The sequence below is a fragment of the Roseovarius mucosus DSM 17069 genome (genome assembly GCF_000768555.3).
Taxonomy (GTDB): domain Bacteria; phylum Pseudomonadota; class Alphaproteobacteria; order Rhodobacterales; family Rhodobacteraceae; genus Roseovarius; species Roseovarius mucosus.
In genome coordinates this window covers 87,819-114,396 of sequence record NZ_KN293978.2, presented here as the reverse complement: position 1 = coordinate 114,396, position 26,578 = coordinate 87,819, and the positions used below count along the sequence as shown (strand labels likewise).

Below are 26,578 nucleotides of genomic sequence, written 5' to 3'. Positions count from 1 at the left end.
GGACAATACCTTGCGCGGGCTTCTTAATGTCACTCTATGGATCAGTATCCAAGCGCCGCACGCGCCGCCTCCAGCGCCGCCTTCAGCAACTCGGGATTGTCCTGCGCCGCCTTGACGCCTTCCACCAACATCGTCTTTTGCAGGGGGCTCACATCGGACCCCTCAATCAGCGTCTGAACCCGCGTCAGATCAAAACCTTCGACCGTCAGCGCCTCGGGGGCCACTTCCGCCGCCGTGGCGGGCTGATCGACCGCGGCCGAAACCGCATCCGCCGCGGCCTCTGTGGCGGTATCCTGCGCGCTCTCAACCGCTTCTGCAGCGCTTTCCTCTGCGGTAGTTGCTGCGTCGCTCACCGTCTCGCTGACACCCTCGGCAGCATCCGATGCAGCCTCGACCGCCGCTGTGCCGGTCTCCGTGGCCTCGCTCGCAGCCTCGTTCACAGCCTCTTGCGCGGCCTCAACAGTCTCTGCCGCGCTCTCTTGCGTGGCTTGGGCCGCCTCGGTCGCCGTATCCGCAGCCCCGGTTGCAGTCTCGGTTGCGGCCTTAACCGCCTCCGATGCCGTTTCGCTCACGGCCTCGGCCGCATCGCTTGCCGCTTCGGTCGCAGCTTCCACCGCCTCGGCTGCAGTATCTGCCGCCGCCTCTGCTGCATCGCCCACCGCTGCAGCCGCATCTTCCAGTGCCGCCGGTGCCTCGACCTCGGTCGCACCGGGGCTTATGCTCTCGACCACCTCATCCACCGACTTGCCGGAAAAGAGCAGATACCCACCCCCCAGCACAACCGCCGCCACGAGAATCCAAATCAGGTTTTTCATACTCATCTCCTCAAAACTGTCTGGACCGCGCGATTGCCACACGGCCACTTGCCATCTCCCTTCCAGATGTGGGCATAAAAGGAAAGGCGCAAGGGGGAATTGACCAGCTTTCGGCTCAGATCGGCCGATTTGCAGCTTGAAAGCGCGCCGCGCCGCGTTTACCTTGCAGCGTCGAATTAAACCTACCCTAACAACGATCGAAGGAACAAAGCCATAGCCCGCAGACCCCACAACGCGCCCCCTACGCGCGAAACCGGCCCCCGTATCAATGACCGCATTCGCTGTGATGAAATTCGCCTGATTGGCGCAGACGGTGAAAACGTGGGGCTCATCAGCCCGCAACGCGCGCTCGAAATGGCCGAAGAGGCAGGGCTTGATCTGGTCGAAATCTCGCCAAGCGCTACGCCGCCGGTCTGCAAGATCATGGATTTCGGCAAGTACAAGTACGAACAACAAAAGCGCGAGGCAGAGGCCCGTAAAAAGCAGAAGGTGATCGAGGTCAAGGAAATCAAGTTCCGCCCCGGCACCGACACCCATGACTACGACGTCAAGATGCGCAGCGTGGTGAAATTCCTGCAAGGCGGTGACAAGGTCAAGATCACCCTGCGCTTTCGTGGCCGCGAAATGGCGCATCAGGATCTGGGTCGCCAGCTTCTCGAACGGATTGCCGAAGACATCAAGGATGTGGGCCGGGTCGAGAACATGCCCAAGATGGAAGGCCGCCAGATGATCATGGTGATCGGACCGGGCCCCAAGTAACGGCTCCCGTTCTGCCCCGATACTCAACCCCGGACCATCGGTCCGGGGTTTCGTGTTTCGCTTGCGCCCCCGGACCAGTCGCGTAAGGTATGGCGCCTGCATCAGACCGGAGCCACCATGCCCCTTTACGAATACAAGGTCCTGCCCGCCCCCACCCGTGGCCGCAAGGCTCCCGGCGTCAAGACCCCCGAGGCGCGCTTTGCCCTCGGTGTCGAGGATTTGCTCAACGACATGGCACGCGCCGGTTGGGAATATCTGCGCACCGATATATTGCCCAGCGAAGAGCGGCAGGGTCTGACCTCCACTCATACCGTCTATCGCTCTGTCGCGGTCTTTCGCCGCGAGGTCATGGTCCCGGGCACGGACCAGACCACCGCCGCCGATACAACCCCCGATGCGGCACCCCTACCGCCGCGATCATCCGATATGATCGAGATCGACTAACCCACGCCCGCCGCGCGCAGGGCCCCTCTGTCAAGCCCCGAATGCGCGTCTCGACCGGGAATATTTTACCCCCCGCCCCTTCAATTTCCCGCGTTTTGGCATACACTCTCGTCTCCGACTCGCAAAGGTTAGCCCCATGTCCAAATCAGATCCCTTCGGTTTCGATATGTCCGTCTCCTCGGCCAAGAAGAAGAATCCGCGTGGTCGGAGGGGCATGTCGGGCGCCTCCGAAACATCGACCCGCGTCTGCGATCACGAAGGCTGCGAAGAGGCGGGCAAATTCCGCGCGCCCAAGGCCCCCGATGTGCTCGACGATTACTTCTGGTTCTGCCAGCAGCATGTGCGCGACTATAACCTGAAATGGAATTTCTTTGACGGCACCACCGAGGCCGAATTGAACGCGCAAATGTCCAAGGATAAGGTGTGGGAGCGTGAAACCCGCCGCATCACTGACCCCGAGGCACGCGCCTGGGCACGTCTGGGCATCGAGGACCCGCATCAGGTACTGGGCGTCAACGCCACCCAGAACCCCGGCAAGAAAAAGGGCGGCACCCGCAAACTTCCCCCCACCGAACGCCGCGCCATCGAAATTCTCGAGGCCGAGGACACCTGGACCAAGGCCGAATTGCGCAAGGCGTATAAATCGCTGATCAAGGTGCTGCACCCTGACATCAACGGCGGCGACCGCAGCCAGGAAGAACAACTGCAACAGGTCGTCTGGGCCTGGGAGCAGATCAAGGAAAGCCGCAACTTCAAATAAGCGTGCCAAAGCGGGGGCAGCCGCCCTTACCCCGCCTGTCGCGTCACGTCATGGCCATAGAGCCAATCAAACTGCCGCAGCATCCGGTCCGGGGCCAACGCCCCCCCAGCCCGCAGCACACCATGCGCCGCCCAGCGAAGCGGCGGAAAACTCAGGTGGTATTTCCACGCATTGCGATTGGCCGCCTCGACCACCCGCCGCACCCGCGCCTCGCGCCGCCCCTGATAGGCCACCAGCCCCTCGGCAAGGTCACCTGCAGCGCTCAGCGCATCGACCAGCACCCAGGCATCCTCCAGCGCCATCGACGCCCCCTGCGCCATGAAGGGCAAGGTTGGGTGCGCCGCATCCCCCAAGAGCGCGAGACCGTCGCGCTGCCAGACGCGCGCCACCGGATGCCGGAAGAGCCCCCAGAGATGCACCTCCTCGACCGCAGACAGCATCGCCTGCACCTCCGGCCCGAAATCGCCAAAGGCCGCGCGCAGCGCCAGCGGATCATCTCTCTGGCTCCAGCTTTCCTCGGTCCAGGCGGCGCGCTCCTGCACCGCCACCAGATTGAGCAGCGCCCCGCCGCGCAACGGGTAGCTTACCACATGGCGCATCGGCCCCATATGGACCTGCGCCTCGGGGCCACGCGCCCAGAGATTGGGCACCACCGCCCGCCAGGCCACCTGCCGGGTAAAGAACGGTGCCAGCGTGCCGTTGAGCGTGCGCCGCACCACCGAATGCAACCCATCCGCCCCGATCACGAGATCCGCATCAAACCGCGAGTCATTGGCCATCCGCACACAAGGGCGCGCGCCGCTCTCGACCGCGCTCACCTTCTGCATCAGGCGCAGCTTGACGCCCGCATCGCGCGCGCCCTCGGCCAGCACCTCGATCAGGTCCGCCCGGTGGATGAAATGATAGTCGCGGTCCTGCAAACCAGAGAGGTCCAGACGCAGCACCTCACCGCGCCGGTAGTCGCGCAGGCTGACGGCTTGGGCCTGCACCGACCGCGCCGCCAGCGCGTCTGCCAGCCCAAGCGCGCGCAGCACGGCAAAGCCATTGGGGCTGATCTGCAACCCCGCGCCCACTTCGGAAATCTCGGGGGCCTGCTCCAACAGCGTCACATCCGCACCGCGCAGACAGAGCGCGCGCGCCACAGCCAGCCCGCCAATTCCGGCCCCGATGACCGCGATGTTCAGCCCATCCAGTGTCATGGCACCCCTCTTGATACGAAACGCGCCGGGAGGAAAGTCCCGGCGCGCGCTGTCGTGTAAATTTCAGTCTTGGGCCGCGACCTCAATCGTCGCGATGCACCTTTTCACGCCGCTCGTGGCGCTCCTGCGCCTCCAGCGTCATGGTCGCAATGGGCCGTGCATCCAGCCGCTTGAGGCTGATCGGCTCGCCGGTCATTTCGCAATAGCCGAATTCGCCATCCTCAATGCGCCGCAGGGCGGCGTCGATCTTTCCCACCAGCTTGCGCTGACGGTCGCGCGTGCGCAACTCCAGCGCGCGGTCGGTCTCTTCGCTTGCCCGGTCGGCCACGTCGGGAATCGCCCGCGTGCCATCCTGCAATCCTTCAATCGTCTCCCGGCTGCCCTCCAGCAACTCCAGCCGCCAGGCAATCAGCTTGCGCCGGAAATACTCCAGCTGCCGCTCGTTCATGAACGGCTCATCCTCGGCAGGTTGGTAGTCTTCGGGCAGAAACACTTCCGCTTTCATCTCGATCCCCTCATCAAGGCCAGTGTCTGGCATAATGAACTCCTCAGACAGTCGGCGCCCCATGCGCGGTGATCTACACGGCACTTCCGGGATTGTCACTAGCCAATCACGCGGCATTGATGTGAATTGTCGAACGGTCTAGGTTGCCCGCGAACACAGCGCCGCTGACCCCTGACAGGATTGAAAAACCGATGAAATTCCAAGGCACCGAGGCCTATGTCGCCACCGAAGACCTGACCGTCGCCGTCAATGCCGCCGTCACGCTGGAACGCCCCCTTCTGGTCAAGGGCGAACCGGGCACCGGCAAAACCGAACTGGCCCGGCAGGTGGCGGGTGCGCTCGGGCTGCGCCTCATTGAATGGAACATCAAATCCACAACAAAGGCCCAACAGGGCCTCTATGAATACGATGCCGTCAGCCGTCTGCGCGACAGCCAGTTGGGCGAGGCGCGGGTGCATGACGTGGCCAATTACATCAAACGCGGCAAGCTGTGGGAGGCGTTCGCGTCCGAGGAAAAGGTCGTGCTGCTGATAGACGAGATCGACAAGGCCGACATCGAGTTTCCCAACGATTTGCTGCAAGAACTCGACCGCATGGAATTCTATGTCTACGAAACCGGCGAGACCATTCGCGCGCGCCACCGCCCCGTCATCATCATCACCTCGAATAACGAAAAGGAACTGCCCGACGCCTTTCTGCGCCGCTGCTTCTTTCACTACATCCGCTTTCCCGACCCCGAAACCCTGCGGCGTATCGTCGAGGTGCATCATCCGGGCATCAAGGACGCGCTCCTTTCGACCGCTCTCACCCAGTTCTTCGATATCCGCGAACAACCCGGCCTCAAGAAAAAGCCCTCCACCTCAGAGGTGCTGGACTGGCTCAAATTGATCCTGGCCGAGGATCTGACCCCCGAGGATCTGCGCCGCGACGGGGCCGATGCCCTGCCGAAACTGCATGGTGCCTTGCTCAAGAACGAGCAGGATGTGCACCTCTTTGAGCGTCTCGCCTTCATGGCGCGCCGTCAGAGATAAATTAACCAAGACTTATGCCATTGTTTTAAAACGTATTTCAACCATGGCATGCGCCCTGTTCCGTGCTAAGATGCATTTGCCACAATTTTGCCGCAAATGCTCCTTACGCGGGACAGGATGAAAATTAATTCTACCCCCGACCCGGCAAAGGCCGTGGCAGGGATACGCTGCGCAGGGCCGATGGGTCTTGTGCGCCCCCGGCCCGCCCCCGTCGGCGACTGGACCCGCGCCACAGCGGCGGCGGGCTCCTTGGTTTAGATTTAGGTTACGGGGGTCTTATGCGTCGTGTCATCCTTCCAATCTGCCTGATGCTGGGGGCCTGTGTGCCCGGCAATTATAGCTATCACGAACCGGCCACCCGCGCCGCCATGCCGCAAGAGGCGGGCATGCCGCCGATGAAGGCGTTTTCGGTCCCCCGCCCCCTGCCCCCGCAACGCTCAAACCGCGACATTCAGCGCGACATCCTCGATCTTGGCTTTCAGCTTGAATCGGGTCGCATGTTACAACATTTCTCGCGCTTCGAGGGGCCGATTACCCTGCGCGTGACCGGCGAGCCGCCGATCACCCTTATCTCGGACCTCAACCGCCTGCTGCACCGGCTGCAAACCGAGGCGGGGATCAACATCACCCGCGTCTCGGACGGCCCCGCCAACATCACCATCGAGGCTGTCAGCCGCGACGCCATCCAGCGCGCCCTGCCCAAGGCCGCCTGTTTCGTTGTGCCCAATATCTCGCGCCTGTCGCAATACCGCGCCGCCCGCAATTCCCGCGCGACGGATTGGAGCCAGCTTCGCCAACGCGAGAAGATCGCCATTTTCGTGCCCAATGACACCAGCCCGCAAGAGGTGCGCGATTGCCTGCACGAGGAATTGGCGCAGGCGCTCGGGCCTCTCAACGATCTCTACCGCCTCTCGGACAGCGTCTTTAACGACGACAATGTGCATGCCGTGCTGACCGGATTCGATATGCTGGTGCTCAAGGTGTTCTACGCCCCCGAACTGCGCGCCGGCATGACCCGCCGCGAGGTGGAAGAGCGCCTGCCCGCCATCCTGTCGCGCCTCAACCCCGCCGGGGATGGGCTTGCCCCCCGCTTTGCCGGGTCCACCCCTCGGGCCTGGATCGACGCCGTTCAGACCGCGCTCGGGCCGGGTGCCCGCCCGTTAGAGCGGCGCGCCGCCGCCGCAGACGCGGTGCGCATCGCACAGGCCGTGGGCTGGAGCGATCATCGCCGCGCCTTCAGCCATTTTGCGCTTGGCCGCATCACCCAGGCCTCAGATCCCGATTTCGCACAGGAACAATTCGTCCTCGCCGAACGCTTCTACGAGGCCAACCCCGGCACCGAACTGCACCGCGCCTTTGCCGCAGCACAACTGGCCGCCTATGCCATCGCGCAGGGTCGCGGCGAGGATGCGCTCATGCTCATCGGTCCGCATCTGGCCACCGCCGAACGCGCCGAAAATGCTGCCCTCTTGGCCACGCTGATGATGCTGCGCGCCGAGGCGCTCGATCTTTCGGGCCGCGTCTCCGAGGCGCAGGCCGTCAGGCTGGACAGTCTGGGCTGGGCACGTTACGGGTACGGCGCGGATTGGGCCGTGCGTGCCAAACTGCGCGAAGTTGGCGCGCTCAGCCCGCTCAAAGGACCGAACGGGTAAGGCATGATCGTAATCATCGGGGCACTATTGGGCGCGCTCACCGGCGCGCTCCTGGCACGGCGGCGCAAGGGCAAGCTGGCGGATATTCTGCAATATGCCTTTGTCTACGCGCTGATCTTCGCCCTTGTCGGCCTCTTTGCAACGCTGATCATCCACCGCAACGCGCTCTGATCCGCGATGTTTCTGCCGTTCTTCGAGAACCTCAGACGCGCGGGACTGCCGGTCTCCTTGCGCGAATACCTGACCTTTCTCGAGGCGATGGGGCGCGGCCTTGTCACCTATGATGTCGAGGGATTCTATTACCTCGCCCGCAGCGCCATGGTCAAAGACGAGCGCCATATCGACCGCTTCGATCAGGCCTTTTCCACCAGCTTTTCCGGGCTCGAGGCAATCACCGCCCAGGATGTGCTCGATGCCGTCGACCTGCCCGCCGAATGGCTGCAAAAACTGGCCGAAAAGCATCTGACGCCCGAAGAGCGCGCCGAAATCGAGGCGCTCGGCGGGTTCGACAAGCTGATGGAAACCCTGCGCGAGCGCCTCAAAGAGCAGCAGGGCCGCCATCAGGGCGGCTCGAAATGGATCGGCACGGCGGGCACCTCGCCCTTTGGGGCCTATGGCTACAACCCCGAAGGCGTGCGCATCGGTCAGGACCAAAGCCGCCACCGCCGCGCCGTCAAGGTCTGGGACAAGCGCGAATTCCGCAATCTCGACGATTCGGTCGAACTGGGCACCCGCAACATCAAGGTGGCGCTCAAACGCCTGCGCAAATGGGCGCGCGACGGGGCCGCCGAGGAACTCGATCTCGACGGTACCATCCGCGCCACCGCCGAACACGGATATCTCGACGTGCAGACCCGGCCAGAGCGGCGCAATGCGGTCAAGGTGCTGCTCTTTCTCGATGTCGGCGGCTCAATGGACCCGCATATCAAGGTGGTCGAAGAGCTGTTCAGCGCCGCCCGCGCTGAATTCAAGCACCTCGAATATTACTACTTCCACAACTGCCTTTATGAGGGCGTGTGGCGCGACAATACCCGCCGCTGGAACGCGCAAACCCCGACGCAGGACGTTCTGCGCACCTATGGCCCGGATTACAAATGCATCTTCGTGGGCGATGCCAGTATGTCGCCCTATGAAATCGCCTATCCCGGCGGGGCCAATGAACATTGGAACGCCGAAGCAGGGCAGGTCTGGCTCTCCCGCGCGCGCAGCCAATGGCCGGATCATCTCTGGATCAACCCAGTGCCGCGCGCCGAATGGGACTATACCCAGTCCATCGCCATGATCCGCGAGATTTTCGAGGATCGCATGGTCCCCATGACCCTCGAAGGGCTCGATCAGGGTATGCGCAGCTTGGTCCGCTAACGCCGCTTGGATCAGGCCGCAAGCGCCTTGGCCAGACGCGGTAACTTGGCCTTTTTCAACAGTGCGCGCAGTTCCCAATCGCCTGTCGATAGCGCCCGCGCCTTCTCCAGCACCTCCTCGGCCACCTTTGCCACCAGCGCCGGTTGCGCCTGCCATATGCCCTGCAGAAAGCCATCGGGATCCGCCCGCCACACCCCCTCCTCGGCCAGGGTATGACGCGGAAAATCGCGGGCGTTCAGGGTGAGGATCCCATCCGCAGACCCCGCAATCGCCGCCGCCAGAACATGCCGGTCCGCCGAATCAGGCAGCCACAGCCGCGCCTCCAGAGAAGGCGGATAGCTCACACGCGCACGCGGCCAGCGCGCCGCCATCAGCGCCGCCTCGCCCGACGCCTGCGCCTCGGCCCCCGGCCCCAGCTTGACCACCGCGCGCAGCCATTCAGCCAGGATGCGCTCCGACCAGAGCGGCTCGAACGCGCCACCGGCCGCGACCCCCAGAATCATCTCCCGCATCACCGTGGGATAGATCACGCAGGTATCCAGCAGCACCTTCATAGCCGATAGAACAGCGCCTTGAGATACCCCGATTCCGCCAGATTGGGATGCAACGGATGATCCGGCCCGGCAAATCCGGTGTGGATGAGCGGCCCCGACCGCCCAGCGCGCCCGATCCCGCGCGTGCAGGCCGACCGAAACTTGCTGAGATCCGCCGCATGCGAACAGGAACACAGCCCCAGATACCCACCCGGTGCCACCAAGGGTGCCGCCAACCGCGCCACCCGCTCATAGGCGCGCAGCCCCTTTTCCATCGCTTGCTTGCTGGGTGCAAAGGCAGGCGGATCGCAGATCACCACATCGAATTGCGCGCCCTCGGCGGCTAGCGCCTCCATCACGTCAAAGGCATCGCCGCGCCGCGTCTCGAATCGCTCGGTCAGCCCCATGCGTGCCGCGCCCTGCGCCGCAAGGCTCAACGCCGGTTCCGATCCATCCACCGCCAACGCATGCTTTGCTCCCGCCGCCAGAGCAGCCAGAGAAAACCCGCCGACATGGCTGAACACATCAAGTACCCGCGCGCCCTGCGCCAACCTTGCCGCAAAGGCGTGATTGGGGCGTTGGTCATAGAACAAACCCGTCTTTTGCCCGCCCAGAAGATCGGCCATGTAAATGGCCCCGTTCATCGGCACCGGCAACGGCCCCTCGGGCGCCGCCCCCGCCAGAACCGCGCTCTGATCGTCAAGCCCTTCTAGCCCCCGTGCCCGGCCCCCGGCGTTCTTGAGCACGGTTCCGACGCCTGTCACCTCTTGGACCGCCGATACCAGATCGTCTAGCATCGCCTCAGCCCAAGCCGCGTTTGGCTGAATGACGGCAATATCGTCAAAGCGGTCGATCACCACACCGGGCAACCCATCCGCCTCGGCATGCACCAGCCGGTAATAGGGCGCGTCATGCAACCGCGCGCGCATCTCATGGGCACGGGTCAGACGCGCCACCAGCCAGGCGCGGTCGATGGCCACGCTCACATCGCGCTCCATCATCCGGGCCATGATCTTTGACGCCATGTTGACCGCGACCAACCCCAGAGGCGCGCGGTCGGCATCCTCTAGTAGGGCAATTGTGCCCGCCGCCAGCGCCTTGGTGCGCCGATCGGTCACGATTTCATTATCGAATACCCAAGGCGCACCATGACGGATGGCGCGCGGCTCGACATTCGGGCGGAGGCGGATCACAGGATAAGGGGGCGGTGTCATACCGCCCCCTTACGCCGATTGCAGCCCATGGAAAAGATCAGATTTACTCGGTCACGCTCAACGCCGCGACCAGATCGGTCGGCGCGCGCGCAGGCAGCCCCAATTCGCCCCGAATGACCTTGGCCAGATGATCGGTAATCCGCACCTTCTGGGTTTCGCCGCGCTGTTCCGCAGCAATCGCCGTCTGCCCGCCATAGGCCTTGAAACTGGCTTTGACCGGCTTCGCAGGGCCATAAGGCACGCCCGTCTCGGGGTTGCGCAGGGTCACGGTGAACTGGATCGTATGCATGCCGCCAATGGTATAACGCGCCTTCTCGCTCAGCGCGTGAAACCGCGTCACTTGGACATCGAGCACCGCAGGCATCCCGCCCGGCACGCCACCACCGACACCACGCGCCAGCGCCGTCTCGAAAATCGCCTTGACCTGCGCATGGCGATCCCCCGGCGCGTCCTCGCGCCAGACGATATCACCCATGGGGTAATAGCTGTTGGCCTCCGATACCTTGAGCGACTTGGGCACAGTGACCCGAATTTGCTGAATATCCAATGGCACTGCCGCCGCCTGCAGGGCGGGCCCCTCCAGCGGGGCATTTCGGGTTGCCGTATCCACGCTGCCACAGGCCGATAGACCCAGTCCCAACATCGCCGCGGCGATGAGTCTCAAATAGCTCATGTCTTCCTCCATGGGCTGTGTGTCTTTTCGCAACCTATGGATGACGCCGAATTAGGGCGCATTTTAGACAAACTCGGTGTTTTACCGTGTCAAACACCACCAAGACGCGAAACTTGCCCTGCAAGAACACGCAAGATCAGCCTTGATCCCCACTCTCGCGGGGGCGGGATCGCCATCCCCCCCGTCTGCGCGCCGGGGCGGCACTGACCAGCCCCTCCCGCAAGACGCGGGTCATCGGGTGATCGGCGTGATCACGATCATAGCGCGCGACCATCTCGGCAATCGCGCTCTGCACCTCTTGTCCCACCGGCAGCGACAGCGCCCAATCAAGGAACACCGACCGGCACTCCGGCTCGGTAATTCCCTCGATCCGGTAGGATTCGTAGATCAACCCCTTGGGGTCCATCGGATCACGCGCCATGTCTCACCGTCCCTTGGGCAGGCGCATCAGCGCCGCATCCATCACCTGCGCCGCGCGGTGGCACAGTGTTTCCAGCCGCTCTTGCAACATCGCCAGCCCCTCCTGCTCGGTCTCGCGCAGCAAAAAAGCGGCACCGCCTTCACCCATGCGCTCGGGCTCGAGCGGCTTGTCACTGATCAACCGCGCCACCATCTGCACCCGCCAGCAAAGCGCATAAGCGGCGCTGAGCGCTGCGCCATCCCCGTCATTCAGCCAGCCGATTGCGACACCACCGGCAAAGCCGGAGGTCACATCACGCGTCGCTTGCCCCGCCATCAGATTGCCCGCCTGCGCCACCAGCTCCAATTCCAAGAGCCGCCCGGGTCCCAGCTTGGCATCCCATGGCCCGGCAGGCGCCTTGGCGCTCGCCACCCGCGCGCGCATCTCGGCCACCGCCTCCAGCACCGCCTCGGACGCGCCCTTCTCGGCAATCAACCGCTCGCGAAACGCCTCCACATCCTGCGCCAACTCGGCCTCGCCGGTGATCACCCGTGCCCGCGTCAGCGCCAGATGCTCCCAGGTCCAGGCCTCCTCCTGCTGATAGCTCTGGAAACTCGGCCAGCTTGTCGCGACCGGCCCCTGATTGCCCGAGGGGCGCAGCCGCATATCCACCTCGTAGAGCCGCCCTTCGGCCATAGGTGCCGTCAGCGCCGTGATCATCGCCTGCGTGAGGCGCGCATAATAGGGCCGCGCGGCCAAGGGCCTGCGCCCATCCGAGCTTTCAGCCTCGCCCGCGTCATAGATCACAATGAGGTCAAGATCCGACCCGGCATTTAGCCGCCCGGCCCCCAGCGATCCCATCCCCAGCACCACAGCACCGCGTCCCGGCGGCGCACCATGTTTTTCGGCGAATTGCGCCACAACCATCGGCCAGACGCCCGCAATCGCAGCGCCTGCCAGATCGGCGTACTGCGCTGCCGCCCGGTCCGCCCCGGTCAGCCCGCGCAGATGATGCACCCCGATCCGGAAATGCCACTCCTTGCGCCAGCGCCGCGCGGCATCGAGCGCGCGCTCATAATCGGTCTCCGCCGCCATCCGCGCCACGAGATCCGCCTCAAGCGCCGCCTGCCCCGGCCAATCGGCAAAGAAATCCCCCGCGATCACCGCGTCAAACACCCCGGCATTGCGCGACAGATGCGCCGCCAATGCAGGGGCCGTGCCGACAATATCGACCAAAAGGTCGATCAACTGCGGATTGGCCTCGAAGAGCGAGAACACCTGCACCCCGGCAGGCAAACCCGCCAGAAACCCGTCAAAGGCCACAAGCGCCTCGTTGGGATGCGCCGTGCGCGCGAGCCGCCCCAGAATATCCGGCTTCAGCCGCTTGAAAATCTGCACCGCCCGATCCGACCGCAGCGCCGGGTAACTCGGCCAGCGGGCAATCACATCGCCATTCAGCGCCTCTGCCTCCTCTGGTGTCGCAGGGGCTTCCTCGGGGCGGAAAAACCCTTCGATCAGATCATGCACCTCGGTCAGCCGCGCTTTGATCTCGGCGCGCAAATCGCCCGTGTCACGCCCCATGAAGGCCGCCAGCCGGTCAAACTCCTCTACCGAATTGGGCAGCAAATGCGTCTGCGCATCGCGCAACATCTGCACTCGGTGTTCGACCTCGCGGTGAAACCGGTAATTCCCGGTCAAGGTCTCGGCAGCCGACGGCGGCACCCATCCCTTTTCCGCCAGCCGTGCCAGCCCCGCGACCGTGCCGCGCACCCGCAGATCGGCATCGCGCCCGCCCGCGATCAACTGCCGGGTCTGGGTAAAGAACTCGATCTCGCGGATGCCTCCGCGCCCCAGCTTCATGTTGTGCCCCTCAAGGCAGAGCGCGCCGCCCAGACCCTTGTGCTCGCGAATGGCGAGCCGCATGTTGTGGGCGTCCTCGATAGCGGCAAAATCCAGATGCTTGCGCCAGACAAAGGGCTTGAGCGTGCCCAAGAACCGCTCTCCCGCCGCGATGTCCCCCGCGCAGGGCCGCGCCTTGATATAGGCCGCGCGTTCCCATGTGCGCCCGAGGCTCTCGTAATAGGTCTCGGCGGCGGCCATCGCCATACAGACGGGCGTCACCCCCGAATCCGGGCGCAACCGAAGATCAGTGCGAAACACATAGCCCTCGGCGGTGCGGTCATTCAGCATCGCCGACATCTTGCGCGTGGCCCGCACATAGGCGGCGCGCGCCTCGTGGAAATCCTCCCGCGCCAGCCGCGTTTCGTCAAAGAGGCAGATAAGGTCGATGTCAGAGCTGTAATTCAGCTCATGCGCGCCCATCTTGCCCATGGCCAGCACCACCATGCCGGCCCCCGTGGCAATATCCGCCTCGGTCATCCCCGGCAGCTTGCCGCGCTTGATCTCTGCCGCCAGCGCCGCTTTCAGCGCCAGATCACAGGCCAGATCGGCAAACTCCGTCAGATGCCCCGTAACCTCTTCCAGCGGCCAGACACCGCCCAGATCGGCCAGCCCGGTGATCAACGCCACGCGCCGCTTGCCCTCGCGCAGCGCGGAGCCCAGACGCTCGGCCGGGGTCTCCTTCAACGCCTCGACGAGATCGGCCAAGGCCGCCTCGGGATCGTCAAACGCCCCCACCAGCCACGCCGCCTCTTGCAGGATCAACGATTTCAGAAACGGGCTGCACCCTGCCGCCCCCGCCAGCAGATCCGACAGCTTGGGGTCAAGACCGGGCAAGACAGCACGCGCCTCCTCTCCCTCGGCTGGATCAAAGGCGCGCGGCAAGCGGGTGAGGCGATCAAGAAAATTCATGTCCCGAGTGATACAAGCCGCGCGAGGCTGGTCAATGCCCCACGCGCCTGAAATACTGTGAAAAAATCGGAGAAGATCATGAGCAAGAGCCTCAGACGTGTGACCTTGGCCCTGCAAACGGCGGGGCTCGACATCACCCCACAAGAGATCGGGGATGCCACCACGGCGCAAATGGCGGCCGACCTCGTGGGCTGCACCATCGCGCAAATCGCCAAATCCATCATGTTTCGCGGCGAGACCAGCGGCGCGGCCCTGCTCTTTGTCACCTCCGGCGCAAACCGTGTCGATGACGCCCGCGCCTCGGCGCTGGCGGGCGAACCGCTGGGCAAGGCCGATGCCACCCTCATCCGCGCGCAGACCGGCTTTGCCATCGGCGGCGTCGCCCCTTTGGGCCATCTCACCCCGCCGCGCGCCTTCTTCGATCCGCACCTTCTGACCTTTCCGACGGTCTGGGCCGCCGCTGGCACGCCCCGGCATCTCTTCGGCATTGATCCTGCACGCCTCTTGGAGATTTCCGGGGCCACCCTTGCGGAATTCACCGCCTGACCCTTGCAAAGCCCGCCCGCGCCCCCAACCTTGAGGGCGCAACAAGGACAAAGACCATGACCGACACAAGCTGGCAACTGCCCAATCCCGCCACCCAGCCGGAGTTCTATGCCGATGTGCCGCTCAAGCGGCTTCTGGCCTTTGTCGTCGATACGGTCGTGATCATCGGCCTCAGCCTTCTCATCGTGCCCTTGACCGCCTTCACCGGGATTTTCTTCTTTCCCATCCTGATGACCGTGGTGGGGTTTGCCTACCGGGTCGTGACCCTTGCGAACGGCTCGGCCACCTGGGGCATGCGGCTTGCGGCCATCGAATTCCGCGATGCGAATGGCGCGCGCTTTGATCTGTCTCAGGCCTTCCTGCACACGCTGGGCTTTACCGTTTCTCTGACCATCCCGATCCTTCAGGTCATCTCGATCGTGCTCATGCTCACGGGCGACCGTGCGCAGGGCCTCACCGACCGGGTGCTGGGCTGCGTTGCGATCAACCGCCGCGCCGCCATGTAACGCCCCCGTGACAACCCCCTTGGCGGGGCGCTTTATCGTTGTTATCGTCCCGCTAAGACAGTCAACGGATCACCCATGCGGCATACCCTTCCCATCGCGCCCCAGTTCTACGTGACGGCGCCGCAACCCTGCCCTTATCTGCCGGGCCGGATGGAGCGTAAGCTTTTTACCGCGCTTCAGGGCGAAGGCGCGCAACGCCTCAATGACGGGCTGTCGAAACAGGGGTTTCGCCGCTCGCAAAACGTGCTCTACCGCCCCTCCTGCGCCGATTGCGCCGCCTGTCTTTCGGCCCGCATCAACGTGGCCGAGTTCGCCGCCTCCAAGAGCCAACGCCGCACGATCCGCCGCAACGCAGGCCTCAAGCGCCGCGCCACCTCGCCTTGGGCCACCGAGGAACAATACAGCCTCTTTCGCCGCTATCTCGAAAGCCGCCACGCGACCGGCGGCATGGCCGATATGGACACGTTCGAATTCGCCGCCATGGTCGAGGAAACGCCCATCCGCACCCGCGTCGTGGAATATACCGACACCGATACCGGCGCGCTGATCGCTGTCTGCCTCACCGATATCCTCGATGACGGGGTCAGCATGGTCTATTCCTTTTACGATCCCGACCACACAAGCGCATCGCTCGGCACCTATGTGATTCTCGACCACATCGACATCGCCCGCGAAAACGACCTGCCTTATGTTTATCTGGGCTACTGGGTGCCCGGCAGCCCCAAGATGGGTTACAAGGCCGGATTTTCCGGGCTCGAGGTCTATGTTGGCAACCGCTGGCAGAAAATGCGCAACCCCGAGGATTTTCGCACTCAGGCGCACCCCCTCGTGAACGATCCAATTTCCGAACAGGTGGCCAATATCTCGCTGCCCGATGGCCGACCGCTGCGCGCCCGCTCGGTCTAGCGCCTGTTGCGTCCCATCTGAAACACACCCGTCCCGGGCTCGACCCGGGACCTCGCCAAGACCGAGCCGGGCCTTGGGCCGATGTGACCCCAATCAGGAGCAACGTAGACTCTTATATGCCTGCGCGGGTCTGCCTGACAGATACGTCCGGCCCCTCACCCGCCTGTATCCCGCGCTACCCCGCCGGACAGCCCCGGATATCGACCGCATCGCCGGTGCTCAGGATGGTCAGCCGCAGGCCCCCACGATCAAGCATGAAGCCCCGCCCCTCGGCATGAAAGATCTCGGCTTCGGCACGCAGACGGTTGCCCTGTCGCGCGCTCTTGGCTTGCGTGACCCAGAGCGCGGGATTGCCAGTCTCGACCACAACCATCTCCTGCGATCCCATCGCCGCGACATCGACCTCAGCCACCAGATGCACGCCGCCGCCCTCGATGGGCGACACCTTGCACGCCACCCGTCCCACACCGGCCTCCGTTTGGTTATATGGGCGCGCAGCCAAGGCGGCGGCAATCTGTGGATCAGGCCGCCGTTGCCCGCCATCCAACGGCTGCGTCACCGTCAGTGACACCGGCACGCAGATATCGCTGCATACCCCGATTTCCATATCGACGCTCAGCGTGATCGGCTGGCCTGCACGCTCGGGGGTCAGACGCAGCGGCAGGACCAGCACATGCTCATAACCGATGGTGCGCATGCCATTGGTCATGGTCTGTTTCGGCGTCGGCCATTCGATCTCGGCCCGTGCCAGATTGCGCGATCCGCGCCAATCGAACTGTGGCGGAATCCCCGCCTCGCCCGGCGCGCGCCAATAGGTTTTCCACCCGTCCGCCAGCACGAATTTCAACGCCGCCACATGGCTGCCATCGGCCATCTGCCAGCCGTTGACGATGCTGACCGCGACCATATCTTCTTGCGCCCGCGCGCCCGAAACGGGCACCAGAACCGAAAGAGCGGCCAGAAAAATCGTGCGCAAAACCTGTATCATGCCGCTGACATGGGCCATTCCGCGCCGAATGCCAACTCACAATCCGGCGAGAATTCTTGCCAAAGGATGAAGAGATTGCTTGCACCCTCGGCCTGCTCCCCCCATTTTCAAAGGAGAACAGCACAGGGACCACCCGTGACCCAAACCACTCAAGATATGGATCTGACAGGCAAATTGCTCATCGCCATGCCCGGCATGGGGGATCCGCGCTTTGCCCATTCGGTCGTGCTGCTCTGCGCCCATTCGCCCGATGGCGCGATGGGGCTGATCATCAACAAGCCGACCAGCGATCTTCGGCTGCGCGACCTGCTGGAACAACTCTCGATTGCACCAACCGGCCAAACCCGCAATCTACCGGTGCATTTCGGCGGCCCGGTCGAACATGGGCGCGGATTCGTTTTGCATGACCGGGGCTATCAATCCACCCTCACATCGCTTGAGGTGAACGACGACTTCGCCATGACTGCCACGCTCGACATTCTAGAGGACCTGGCGCGCGGCAGCGGCCCGGACCGCGCGCTTCTGGCGCTTGGCTATGCGGGATGGGGGCCGGGACAGCTCGAATCCGAATTGGCACAAAACGGCTGGCTCACCTGTAATGCCGATATATCCCTCGTGTTCGACACGGCCAATTCCGCCAAATGGGAGGCGGCGCTGACCTGCCTTGGCATCTCGCCGCTCATGCTGTCCTCGGATGCTGGTCGCGCCTGATCGGCCCATCGCCCCAAGCCCATTGCCACTGGCCAAGGGCGCGGGCGCGCTGATAGATTGACACCATGTTGCCCAGGTCTCCCCTTCTCGTGATCATCGCCCCCTTTGTGCTGGCCGTGGGGCTGATCACCGGCGCGCTCTGGCACTATGGCTACCGCGCTGCGCTTTCGGATCTCGAACGCCGCGGCAGCGCCGATATGGCGCTGGTGCTGGGCGGCCTTGTGTCGGATCTGCAACGCTACCGCGATCAGGCGGTGGCGCTGGCCGACCATCCCACCTTGACCGCCCTCAATCGCCCCGACACCCGGCATCAGGATTCCGCGGCCCGCCGGCTTTTGACCGCCTCCGCCGACCGCACCGGCGCGACGGGGCTCTATTACGTCGACCGGCGCGGCAACCTGCTCGCAGGCACCGGCGCGCGCCTGCCCGAGGGCCTGGTCAATTCCGCCCCGTTTCTGCGCGCCATGGACGGCGCGCTTGGCACCGGTCACAGCATGAGCGCCGACGCCTCCGAACGGCGCTTTCAATTTGCTGCGCCCTCCTTTGGCCCCGATGGCAAGGTGCGCGGCGCGCTCATCGCCATTGCCGATGCCGAAGCGGTCGAATTCGGCTGGCGCGGACTGCAAACGGCGGTGTTTCTGATGGATGATCAGGGGCGCGTCTTTCTCTCAAACCGCTCCGAACTCCTCGGCTGGCGCAAGGTGCCGCAAGACACAGTGCTCATTCCGCCGGGCGGTACGCCCATCCCCTTTGGCCTCAGCCAGACAGCCGGGCATGACATCTGGCAGATTGACCTTGGCCCCTACCTGCCCCGCCGCGCGCTGCAAATCAGTCAGAGCTTGCCGCGCATCGGCATGACCGGCGCAGCGCTGGTCAACGTGGCCCCCGCCCGCCGCATCGCGGGGCTTCAGGCGGGGGCTGTGGCAGGCGTGCTGCTCTTCTTCGGCACGCTGCTCTTTCTCGCCCAGGAACGTCGCCGCACGCTGGCGCGCGCCAATGCCCTGCTCGAGAGCCGCGTCGCCGACCGCACCGCCACCCTCACCCGCACCAACCTTGCACTCCGCCACGAAATTCGCGACCGCAAAGAGGCCGAGGCCGCGCTCAAGCGCGCACAGGCCGAACTCGTGCAGGCGGGCAAACTCAGCGCGCTTCGCAAGATGAGCGCCGGCATCAGCCACGAACTCAATCAGCCATTGATGGCGATTCGCCAATTCGCCGCCAATGGCGGCGCCTTTCTTCAGCGCGGCGAGCCTGAGCGCGCCGCCGAGAACCTCAGCCGCATTGACGAGATGGCCCACCGCATGAGCCGCATCATCCGCAACCTGCGCGCCTTCGTGCGCAATGAAAACGAACCGATGGGCCGGGTCGATATGGTCCGCGTGATCGACACGGCGCTCGAGATGACCAGCGCGCGCCTTGGCAACGATGCCATCACCCTCGACTGGCAACCGCCCGCCGCCCCCGTCTGGGTGCGCGGCGGCGAGGTGCGGCTGGGACAGGTCATGGTCAATCTTATCACCAATGCCGCCGATGCTATGGCCAAGAGCGCCGACAAGCGCCTCTCGATCACCCTCACCCCCGGTGCCCCTGTCACCCTTTGCCTGCGCGACACCGGCCCCGGCATTCAGGAACCCGAAAAGATTTTCGATCCTTTCTATTCCACCAAACTTGTGGGCGACGGCGACGGCATGGGCCTTGGCCTCTCGATCTCCTACGGTCTGGTCCAGAGCTTTGGCGGCCAGATCACCGGCCGCAACACCGGCACCGGGGCGGAATTCACCGTGGCGCTGGAACCATGGCCGGACCCCGACGCTCAGGAAAAAGGTGCCGCATGATCCGCAATGTCCTCGTGGTCGATGATGACAGACCCGTGCGCGAGGCGCTCAGCCAGACGCTGGAACTGGCCGAGTATACCGTGCGCGCCGCTGGCTCGTTCATCGAGGCCAAGGATCATATCGCCCGCGATTTCGCAGGTGTGATCCTGTCGGACATCCGCATGCCGGGACGTGACGGCTTTCACCTTCTGGCCCATACCCGCGCACTTGACGAGGAATTGCCCGTTATCCTGCTCACCGGCGAAGGCGATATTCCCATGGCGGTCAAGGCGATGGGCCAAGGGGCCTTTGACTTCCTCGAAAAGCCCTGCGCGCCCGATGCCCTGATCCCGGTCCTCGATCGCGCCCTCAAGAACCGCGCGCTGGTGCTCGAAAACCGCCGCCTCAAGGCCCAGCTCGAGACCGGCGATCCGGCGGCGCGGATGCTCTTTGGCACCTCACGCGTGGCCGAGGACATGCGCCAGACCGTCCGCCAGGCGGCCCGCGCGGGCACCGAAACGCTGGTGATCGGCCCCCCCGGTGCAGGCGTATCCAAGGTGGCCGAGGTCATTCACCTGATGTCGCCCCGCGCCAGTGGCCCATTCGTAAAACGCGCCGCCGCCCGGCTCGATCCTCCGGCGCTGGACGCAGCGCTCTATGCCGCGCGTGGCGGTACGCTCTTTCTCGATGAAATCCCGGCCCTGCCGATGGACAGCCAATACGCGCTTCTCGACCGCATCGAATCCGGCTCTGAAACCCGCCTCATAGCAGGCAGCACCGCCGATCTCGAAGAGGCGGCGCGCGCGGGCCGCTTCAACGCCGATCTCTACTACCGGCTCGAAGTCATGCGCGTGCGCATTCCCGCCCTCTCGGAACGCCCCGAGGATATCCCCGTCCTCTTTCGCCACTATGTCGCACAGGCCGCCGAACAGGCCGGTCTCTCCGCGCCCGAGATTGGCCCCGACCATCTCGCCGCCCTGATGGCGCAGGATTGGCCGGGCAATGCCCGCTCGCTCATGTCGGCGGCCATGCGCTTCGTGCTGGGGATGCCCGACAGCGCCGCCGAAGCGGCCGAACTTGGGCTCGCAGAACAGATGGCGCGGGTCGAGCGCTCGCTCCTGATCGCGGCCCTGGGGCGGCAGAACGGACGCGCGGCACAGGCCGCCGAGGCGCTCAAACTCCCGCGCAAGACCTTCTACGACAAGCTCGCCCGCTACGGGATTCGCCCCGAGGATTACCGCCGCTAGGCGCACGCCAATTTGTGCGAATTTCCGCACAAGCCCGCCAAAGCCCGTGCGGGATTTCGCACAAGCCATGCAGCAGGCGCAAACCCGCTACCCCAAATATGCCGCGCAACCCTCTGTAAACCCGTCACAAATCAGGCATCACGCCAAAGACTTGCACAAAGTCTTGAGCGGAACGCCGCTTTCTCTCACTTTGACTGCACCGCGCTCGGTTCGGGCGCAGTCCAAAACAGTTTGACTTGGGAGGAGACCCACATGAAATTCCTGACCGCTGCCGTCTCGGCATTGGCACTGACCGTTGGCGCGGGTGCCGCAATGGCCGCCTGCGAAGACGGCGAAATCGTCGTCAAGTTCAGCCACGTCACCAACACCGACAAACACCCCAAAGGCATCGCCGCCTCTTTGTTGCAAACCCGCGTCAACGAGGAAATGAATGGCAAGATGTGCATGGAGGTGTTCCCCAACTCGACCCTCTATGACGACGACAAGGTGCTCGAGGCGATGCTTCAGGGCGATGTGCAACTGGCCGCGCCCTCGCTCTCGAAATTCGAGAAGTTCACCAAGCAATTCCGCCTCTTCGACCTGCCCTTCCTCTTCACCGATGTCGCGGCCGTCGATCGCTTCCAGAACTCCGAAACCGGTCAGGCCATGCTCGATTCGATGCAGCGTCGCGGCCTTCAGGGTCTCGCCTACTGGCACAATGGCATGAAGCAGATGTCGGCCAACAAGCCGCTCTTGGAACCCACCGATGCCAATGGCCTCAAGTTCCGCGTGCAATCCTCTGACGTGCTTGTGGCCCAAATGGATGCCATCGGTGGCAGTCCGCAGAAAATGGCCTTCTCCGAGGTCTATGGCGCGCTGCAACAGGGCGTTGTGGACGGTCAGGAAAACACCTGGTCGAACATCTATGGTCAAAAATTCTTCGAGGTTCAGGACGGCACCACCGAGACCAACCATGGCATCATCGACTATCTCGTCGTGACCAGCGTCGATTTCCTCGACAGCCTCGATGCGGATGTGCGTGATCAGTTCCTGACCATCGTCAAGGAAGTGACCGAGGTGCGTAACGCAGAATCGACCCGCGTCAACGAAGAGGCCAAGCAGGCCATCATCGACGCCGGTGGCGTGGTGCGCCAACTCAGCCCCGAACAGCGCGCCAAATGGGTCGAAACGATGAACCCCGTCTGGGACAAGTTCAAAGAGGATGTCGGCCAGGAAAACATCGACGCCGCCGTGGCTTCGAACTCCAGCAGCTGATCCGGCTTTAACGGTGCGGCCCGCCCCAGTGCCGGGCGGGCCATTGGGTGCAGCGGGCGGGTTTCTCAATAACCCGCCCGACTGGCAGCCCGCGATACAATCACAAAATTTGGGAATGGGACGATGCAGCACAAGACTGGGCTAATCGACCATATCGAGGAGACGGTGATCGCCGCGCTCCTGGGGATGATGACATTGCTGACCTTCGCAAATGTCATCGCCCGATATGTGTTCAACACGAATATACTCTGGGCGCTCGAACTGACCGTGTTCATGTTCGGCTGGCTGGTTCTTCTGGGCGCCTCCTATGCGGTCAAGAAGCACGCGCATCTGGGCGTGGACGCGGTGATCAATCTGCTCTCGGACCCCGCGCGCCGGATCGTGGCGCTGCTGGCGGTCGGGGCCTGCCTCTTCTTTTCGCTGCTCTTGCTCAAGGGGTGCTACGATTACTGGGCCGTCTTTGCTGACCTGCCCCCCACATCCGGGCGCTGGTTCCCGACCGGGTTCGACACCTCCGCCCGCTCCCAGAGCTTTTACGAGGTGCAGGACGTGCCGATGCTGGGCGTGTTCCGCTTTCTCGAAGACCTGATCAACTACGGGGACCATTACGAGAAATTGCCCAAGGTCGTGCCCTATATCGTGCTGCCGCTCTCGGCTTTCCTTCTGGTGCTGCGCTTCACGCAAGTGGCCCTCTCCATCTGGAGCGGCAAGAGCGATCGCCTGATCGCCAGCCACGAGGTCGAGGACGAGATCGAACAACTGCGCGCGGCCGAAGCCCGTAACGCCCAAGGGGGACAAAACTGATGGACGTCGTCCTGCTCTTTTCCATGGTCATAGGCCTGATGCTGATCGGCGTGCCGATCGCCATCTCGCTCGGGCTCAGCTCCACTCTTTTCATGCTGATCTACTCCGACACGTCGCTCGCCTCCATCGCGGGCACGCTGCTCAACGCCTTCGTCGGGCATTTCACGCTGCTGGCCATCCCCTTCTTCGTGCTGGCCTCGTCCTTCATGTCGACCGGCGGCGTGGCGCAACGCATCATCCGCTTTGCCATCGCCTGCGTGGGGCACCTGCCCGGCGGCATGGCCATTGCGGGCGTGCTGGCCTGCATGATGTTCGCGGCCCTCTCGGGCTCGTCCCCCGCCACCGTGGTGGCCATCGGCACCATCGTCATCGCAGCAATGCGCCAGTTGGGCTATACCAAGGAATTCGCGGCCGGTGTGATCTGTAACGCAGGCACGCTCGGCATCCTGATCCCGCCCTCCATCGTAATGGTGGTCTATGCCAGTGCCACCGATGTCTCCGTGGGGCGGATGTTCCTCGCAGGCGTGCTGCCGGGGCTTCTGGCAGGCACGATGCTGATGCTGACCATCTATGTCATCGCCAAGTTCAAGAACATGCCCAAGGGCGAATGGCGCGGCGTGGGGGAAATGCTCGACAGCTTCCGCGAGGCGTTCTGGGGCCTCTTCCTGATCGTCATCATCATGGTCGGGATCTACGGCATCCCCGGCGTCACCGGCGCGATCTTTACCCCCACCGAGGCAGCAGCCGTGGCAGCGGTCTACGCCTTCCTCGTGGCCAGCTTCGTTTACCGCGACATGGGTCCTCTGGCGCGCGGCGACGGTCAGGCACCGCTGGCGCTCTATCAACGCCCCTCGGCCCTCATCACGGCCTTTTTCCACCGCGACACCCGTAAAACGCTGCTGGATGCGGGCAAACTCACCGTAATGCTCATGTTCGTGATCGCCAACGCGCTCATCCTCAAACATGTGCTGACCGAGGAACAGATCCCCCAGCATATCGCCAACGCCATGCTCGGCGCGGGGCTCGGGCCTGTCACGTTCCTCATCGTGGTCAACGTGATCCTGCTCATCGGCGGACAGTTCATGGAACCGTCGGGCCTTCTGGTGATCGTCGCGCCGCTGGTGTTCCCCATCGCCATCGAACTGGGCATCGACCCCATTCATCTTGGCATCATCATGGTGGTGAACATGGAAATCGGCATGATCACGCCCCCCGTCGGTCTCAACCTCTTCGTGACCTCCGGCGTGGCGGGCATGCCGATGATGGCGGTGGTGCGCGCGGCCCTGCCCTTCCTCGCGGTGCTCTTCGTGTTCCTGATCATCGTCACCTATGTGCCATGGATCTCGACCGCGCTGCCCAATGCGGTGATGGGACCAGAGATCATCACGAAATAGACCACAAGGACGGATCAACCGTTCCCCAGACCACGCAGGCCCCGGCCTGCGTGGTTTTTTTCTTGCCCCTCCTTCCAAGCGGTTTGAAAGCACGCAGATGCACGCTACCTGCACCCCCGGCATCGGAATTCCTTTACCCTGCCACATTTCGGGGCTACCCAATGGGTCCGCCCGACGCACAGGAGCAGCACCCGTGACCTCAGACACACGCAGCGTAGACCGCGACGCCTTTCTTGCCGCCATGCGGCAGGTCGCGGCCACCGTGACGGTTGTCACCACCGACGGGCCATCCGGCCGCGCCGGGGCCACGGTCAGTGCCTTTTCCTCGCTTTCCGCCGATCCACCCTCGGTACTGGTGTGCCTGCGCACCGACAGCCGCATCGCCCGCGCGGTGATCGAGAATGGGGCTTTCTGCGTCAATGTCTTGGCCGAGGATGCCGTCGAGGTGGCACGCGCCTTTGCCGGTCCCTCGCCGGACAATCCCGCCGCCCGGTTTGATGGCCTGCCAATCACACCCCGCCCCGAAGGCCCGGTACTGCCGCGTGCGACCGCCTTTTCCTGCCACCTCACCGACCGGATCATCCACGGCAGCCACGCCATCTGCATTGGCACCGTGACGGCGCTGACCAATGCCGGGCAAAAACCGCTGACCTATCTCAGCGGCGATTACCACATCGTGCGACCGCACGGCCACTGAACCACGCCCGCTTCTTCTTGGCCCAAATACTCCATTCCACCGCTGGCCAAACCGCGGCCCCCCTGCCATATCTGCACCAAAGCCAGTACAGGAGCCGCAAATGACCCGTCTCATCACCGCCCTCACCGACATTTCCGACAAGTATGACGCGCTCTTTGTCGATCTCTGGGGCTGTGTGCATGACGGCGTGCGCGCCCTGCCGGATGCGGTGGCGGCGCTGCAATCCTACCGCGCGCAGGGCGGCACCGTGGTGCTTGTCACCAACTCGCCCCGCGCGCGCGGCGGCGTGGAAAAGCAGCTCGACGGCTTTGGCGTGCCCCGCGACGCCTGGGATACCATCGCCACCTCCGGCGACAGCGCCCGCGCCGCGATGTTTCAGGGCGTCGTCGGTGAAAAGGTCTGGTTCATTGGCCAGCCCTTCGATGACCGCTTTTTCGATCCGCTTCACCTGATCGAGAACCCCGTGCCGATCACCCGCGTTCCGCTGGAAGAGGCCGAAGGCATTGTCTGCATCGGCCCTTTCGATCCCCATGCCGATCCCGCCGACCTGCGTCCACAGTTTCTCTATGCCAAGCAAAAGGGCTTGAAACTCCTCTGCGCCAATCCCGACATCGTTGTGGATCGCGGCGAGGTGCGGGAATGGTGCGCCGGCGCCCTCGCGCGCCTCTATACCGAAATGGGGGGGACAAGCCTCTATTTCGGCAAACCGCATCCGCCCATCTATGACCTCGCCCGCCGCCGCCTGCTGTCGCTTGGTCGCGATGTCGAGACGCCCCGCATCCTCGCCATCGGCGACGGGGTGCATACCGATGTGGCAGGGGCCATGGGTGAGGATATCGATTCCCTCTTCATCTCGGGCGGGCTCGCAGCCAATGAGACCAAAACGTCGCACCAGCCCGACGAGGCCGCGCTAACGGCTTATCTTTCAAAGGAAAACGCCTCTCCCACCTATACAATCGGTTTCCTCCGCTGACAGAAAGCGCTTGATTTTTCTGCATCCGCAAAGTAATAAAATTCCAACATGGGCCAAAATATAGCCTGATAATTGCGCACCAAACCCACCGGAGGGGCGAATGTTGGACAATATGCCGCGCGGCACGATCTGCATCGAAGACATCGAGATGGGCATGACCCGCCATCTGCGCAAAGTCGTGACCGACCGCGACATCGAACTGTTTGCCGAGGTCTCGACCGACCGCAACCCGGTGCATCTCGATGACGACTACGCGCAGGACACCATTTTCGAGGGGCGCATCGCCCATGGCATGTTGACCGCAGGCCTCATCTCTGCGGTGATCGGCGAGCAATTGCCGGGGCATGGCACCGTCTACATGGGCCAGACTCTGAAATTCCTCGCCCCTGTGCGTCCCGGCGACATGGTCCATGCCGAAGTCGAGGTGATCGGCATCGACCATGGCAAACGCCGCGTGCAACTCGACTGCCGCTGTCTGGTGAATGGCAAGAAGGTCCTGATCGGCGAAGCGACGGTTCTGGCCCCCTCGCGCAAGTTCGACTGACGCCCCTTGCGCGCCCTGCGGCTTGACCGCATCCTG

Annotated in this window: 28 protein-coding genes; 19 read left to right on the top strand and 9 right to left on the bottom strand. The window is 63.8% G+C overall.

What is annotated here, in order from left to right:
* Positions 1-41: 41 nt before the first annotated feature.
* Positions 42-815: a hypothetical protein gene (locus ROSMUC_RS07550; RefSeq protein ID WP_037271967.1), complete on the bottom strand. Its 774-nt coding sequence runs from the start codon at positions 813-815 to the stop codon at positions 42-44.
* 213 nt (positions 816-1,028) lie between these two features.
* On the opposite strand from ROSMUC_RS07550, the gene infC reads away from it, so the two are divergent.
* The 3 genes from infC (at position 1,029) to ROSMUC_RS07535 (ending at position 2,778) form a co-directional block, all read left to right on the top strand.
* Positions 1,029-1,574: a translation initiation factor IF-3 gene (gene infC / locus ROSMUC_RS07545; protein WP_075571719.1), complete on the top strand. Its 546-nt coding sequence runs from the start codon at positions 1,029-1,031 to the stop codon at positions 1,572-1,574.
* A 117-nt stretch (positions 1,575-1,691) separates the two neighbouring features.
* Positions 1,692-2,018: a DUF4177 domain-containing protein gene (locus ROSMUC_RS07540; protein WP_037271298.1), complete on the top strand. Its 327-nt coding sequence runs from the start codon at positions 1,692-1,694 to the stop codon at positions 2,016-2,018.
* Positions 2,019-2,154: 136 nt separating this feature from the next.
* Positions 2,155-2,778 carry a J domain-containing protein gene (locus tag ROSMUC_RS07535; RefSeq protein ID WP_037271297.1) on the top strand — a complete coding sequence of 208 codons (624 nt, stop codon included), beginning with the start codon at positions 2,155-2,157 and terminating at the stop codon, positions 2,776-2,778.
* Between the two features lie 26 nt (positions 2,779-2,804).
* Here the strand turns inward: ROSMUC_RS07535 and ROSMUC_RS07530 are convergent, their stop codons facing one another.
* Positions 2,805-3,977: an FAD-dependent monooxygenase gene (locus ROSMUC_RS07530; protein ID WP_037271295.1), complete on the bottom strand. Its 1,173-nt coding sequence runs from the start codon at positions 3,975-3,977 to the stop codon at positions 2,805-2,807.
* 82 nt (positions 3,978-4,059) lie between these two features.
* Positions 4,060-4,515 carry an RNA polymerase-binding protein DksA gene (dksA, locus tag ROSMUC_RS07525; protein WP_245875140.1) on the bottom strand — a complete coding sequence of 152 codons (456 nt, stop codon included), beginning with the start codon at positions 4,513-4,515 and terminating at the stop codon, positions 4,060-4,062.
* Positions 4,516-4,673: 158 nt separating this feature from the next.
* On the opposite strand from dksA, the gene ROSMUC_RS07520 reads away from it, so the two are divergent.
* From ROSMUC_RS07520 to ROSMUC_RS07510, 4 genes are all read left to right on the top strand, one after another.
* The gene (locus ROSMUC_RS07520; RefSeq protein ID WP_037271293.1) at positions 4,674-5,513 is read left to right on the top strand and encodes an AAA family ATPase; all 840 of its coding nucleotides are present in this window, start codon (positions 4,674-4,676) and stop codon (positions 5,511-5,513) included.
* Positions 5,514-5,791: 278 nt separating this feature from the next.
* Complete coding sequence (locus ROSMUC_RS07515) at positions 5,792-7,165, top strand: DUF2927 domain-containing protein (RefSeq protein WP_037271291.1); 1,374 nt, start codon at positions 5,792-5,794, stop codon at positions 7,163-7,165.
* 3 nt (positions 7,166-7,168) lie between these two features.
* Positions 7,169-7,336: a hypothetical protein gene (locus ROSMUC_RS20985; RefSeq protein WP_037271288.1), complete on the top strand. Its 168-nt coding sequence runs from the start codon at positions 7,169-7,171 to the stop codon at positions 7,334-7,336.
* A 6-nt stretch (positions 7,337-7,342) separates the two neighbouring features.
* Positions 7,343-8,527, top strand: a complete 1,185-nt coding sequence (locus ROSMUC_RS07510) for a vWA domain-containing protein (RefSeq protein ID WP_037271286.1) — start codon at positions 7,343-7,345, stop codon at positions 8,525-8,527.
* Positions 8,528-8,538: 11 nt separating this feature from the next.
* Here the strand turns inward: ROSMUC_RS07510 and ROSMUC_RS07505 are convergent, their stop codons facing one another.
* The 5 genes from ROSMUC_RS07505 to ROSMUC_RS07485 form a co-directional block, all read right to left on the bottom strand.
* Positions 8,539-9,081, bottom strand: coding sequence for an RSP_2648 family PIN domain-containing protein (locus ROSMUC_RS07505; RefSeq protein ID WP_037271283.1), 543 nt, complete (start codon positions 9,079-9,081; stop codon positions 8,539-8,541).
* Positions 9,078-10,274, bottom strand: coding sequence for an RSP_2647 family RNA methyltransferase (locus ROSMUC_RS07500; RefSeq protein ID WP_037271280.1), 1,197 nt, complete (start codon positions 10,272-10,274; stop codon positions 9,078-9,080). Before ROSMUC_RS07500 ends, ROSMUC_RS07505 begins: the two co-directional genes overlap by 4 nt.
* Positions 10,275-10,317: 43 nt before the next feature.
* Positions 10,318-10,947, bottom strand: coding sequence for a DUF6778 family protein (locus ROSMUC_RS07495; protein ID WP_245875139.1), 630 nt, complete (start codon positions 10,945-10,947; stop codon positions 10,318-10,320).
* 136 nt (positions 10,948-11,083) lie between these two features.
* Positions 11,084-11,368, bottom strand: a complete 285-nt coding sequence (locus ROSMUC_RS07490) for a hypothetical protein (RefSeq protein WP_037271274.1) — start codon at positions 11,366-11,368, stop codon at positions 11,084-11,086.
* Positions 11,369-11,371: 3 nt separating this feature from the next.
* Complete coding sequence (locus ROSMUC_RS07485) at positions 11,372-14,158, bottom strand: bifunctional [glutamate--ammonia ligase]-adenylyl-L-tyrosine phosphorylase/[glutamate--ammonia-ligase] adenylyltransferase (RefSeq protein ID WP_037271271.1); 2,787 nt, start codon at positions 14,156-14,158, stop codon at positions 11,372-11,374.
* 78 nt (positions 14,159-14,236) lie between these two features.
* On the opposite strand from ROSMUC_RS07485, the gene ROSMUC_RS07480 reads away from it, so the two are divergent.
* The 3 genes from ROSMUC_RS07480 to ROSMUC_RS07470 all read left to right on the top strand — a co-directional run bounded on the left by ROSMUC_RS07480 (position 14,237) and on the right by ROSMUC_RS07470 (position 16,116).
* Positions 14,237-14,704 carry a YbaK/EbsC family protein gene (locus tag ROSMUC_RS07480; RefSeq protein WP_037271963.1) on the top strand — a complete coding sequence of 156 codons (468 nt, stop codon included), beginning with the start codon at positions 14,237-14,239 and terminating at the stop codon, positions 14,702-14,704.
* A 56-nt stretch (positions 14,705-14,760) separates the two neighbouring features.
* Positions 14,761-15,210 carry an RDD family protein gene (locus ROSMUC_RS07475; protein WP_037271268.1) on the top strand — a complete coding sequence of 150 codons (450 nt, stop codon included), beginning with the start codon at positions 14,761-14,763 and terminating at the stop codon, positions 15,208-15,210.
* Positions 15,211-15,285: 75 nt separating this feature from the next.
* The gene (locus ROSMUC_RS07470; protein WP_037271265.1) at positions 15,286-16,116 is read left to right on the top strand and encodes an arginyltransferase; all 831 of its coding nucleotides are present in this window, start codon (positions 15,286-15,288) and stop codon (positions 16,114-16,116) included.
* Between the two features lie 175 nt (positions 16,117-16,291).
* Here ROSMUC_RS07470 and ROSMUC_RS07465 read toward each other — a convergent pair whose 3' ends face one another.
* A complete protein-coding gene (locus ROSMUC_RS07465) occupies positions 16,292-17,104 on the bottom strand; it encodes a protein-disulfide reductase DsbD domain-containing protein (protein WP_037271961.1) in 813 nt (270 codons plus the stop codon).
* Positions 17,105-17,260: 156 nt separating this feature from the next.
* Here ROSMUC_RS07465 and ROSMUC_RS07460 point away from each other — a divergent pair, with 156 nt between their 5' ends.
* From ROSMUC_RS07460 to ROSMUC_RS07420, 9 genes are all read left to right on the top strand, one after another.
* On the top strand, positions 17,261-17,815 hold the full coding sequence (locus ROSMUC_RS07460) for a YqgE/AlgH family protein (RefSeq protein WP_037271959.1): 555 nt from the start codon (positions 17,261-17,263) through the stop codon (positions 17,813-17,815).
* A gap of 65 nt (positions 17,816-17,880) precedes the next feature.
* The gene (locus tag ROSMUC_RS07455) at positions 17,881-19,650 is read left to right on the top strand and encodes a sensor histidine kinase (protein WP_037271262.1); all 1,770 of its coding nucleotides are present in this window, start codon (positions 17,881-17,883) and stop codon (positions 19,648-19,650) included.
* Entirely contained in the window at positions 19,647-20,876 is a 1,230-nt protein-coding gene (locus tag ROSMUC_RS07450; RefSeq protein WP_037271260.1) for a sigma-54-dependent transcriptional regulator, read from the top strand. The genes ROSMUC_RS07455 and ROSMUC_RS07450 overlap by 4 nt, the downstream gene beginning before the upstream one ends.
* Positions 20,877-21,128: 252 nt before the next feature.
* The gene (locus ROSMUC_RS07445) at positions 21,129-22,130 is read left to right on the top strand and encodes a DctP family TRAP transporter solute-binding subunit (RefSeq protein ID WP_037271257.1); all 1,002 of its coding nucleotides are present in this window, start codon (positions 21,129-21,131) and stop codon (positions 22,128-22,130) included.
* Positions 22,131-22,253: 123 nt separating this feature from the next.
* Positions 22,254-22,934, top strand: a complete 681-nt coding sequence (locus tag ROSMUC_RS07440; RefSeq protein ID WP_037271254.1) for a TRAP transporter small permease — start codon at positions 22,254-22,256, stop codon at positions 22,932-22,934.
* Positions 22,934-24,328, top strand: coding sequence for a TRAP transporter large permease (locus ROSMUC_RS07435; RefSeq protein ID WP_037271251.1), 1,395 nt, complete (start codon positions 22,934-22,936; stop codon positions 24,326-24,328). Before ROSMUC_RS07440 ends, ROSMUC_RS07435 begins: the two co-directional genes overlap by 1 nt.
* Positions 24,329-24,521: 193 nt before the next feature.
* Complete coding sequence (locus ROSMUC_RS07430; RefSeq protein WP_037271249.1) at positions 24,522-25,025, top strand: flavin reductase family protein; 504 nt, start codon at positions 24,522-24,524, stop codon at positions 25,023-25,025.
* Positions 25,026-25,125: 100 nt separating this feature from the next.
* Positions 25,126-25,998 carry a TIGR01459 family HAD-type hydrolase gene (locus tag ROSMUC_RS07425; protein ID WP_037271246.1) on the top strand — a complete coding sequence of 291 codons (873 nt, stop codon included), beginning with the start codon at positions 25,126-25,128 and terminating at the stop codon, positions 25,996-25,998.
* Positions 25,999-26,098: 100 nt separating this feature from the next.
* Positions 26,099-26,542, top strand: coding sequence for a MaoC family dehydratase (locus ROSMUC_RS07420; protein ID WP_008282995.1), 444 nt, complete (start codon positions 26,099-26,101; stop codon positions 26,540-26,542).
* Positions 26,543-26,578 lie beyond the last annotated feature (36 nt).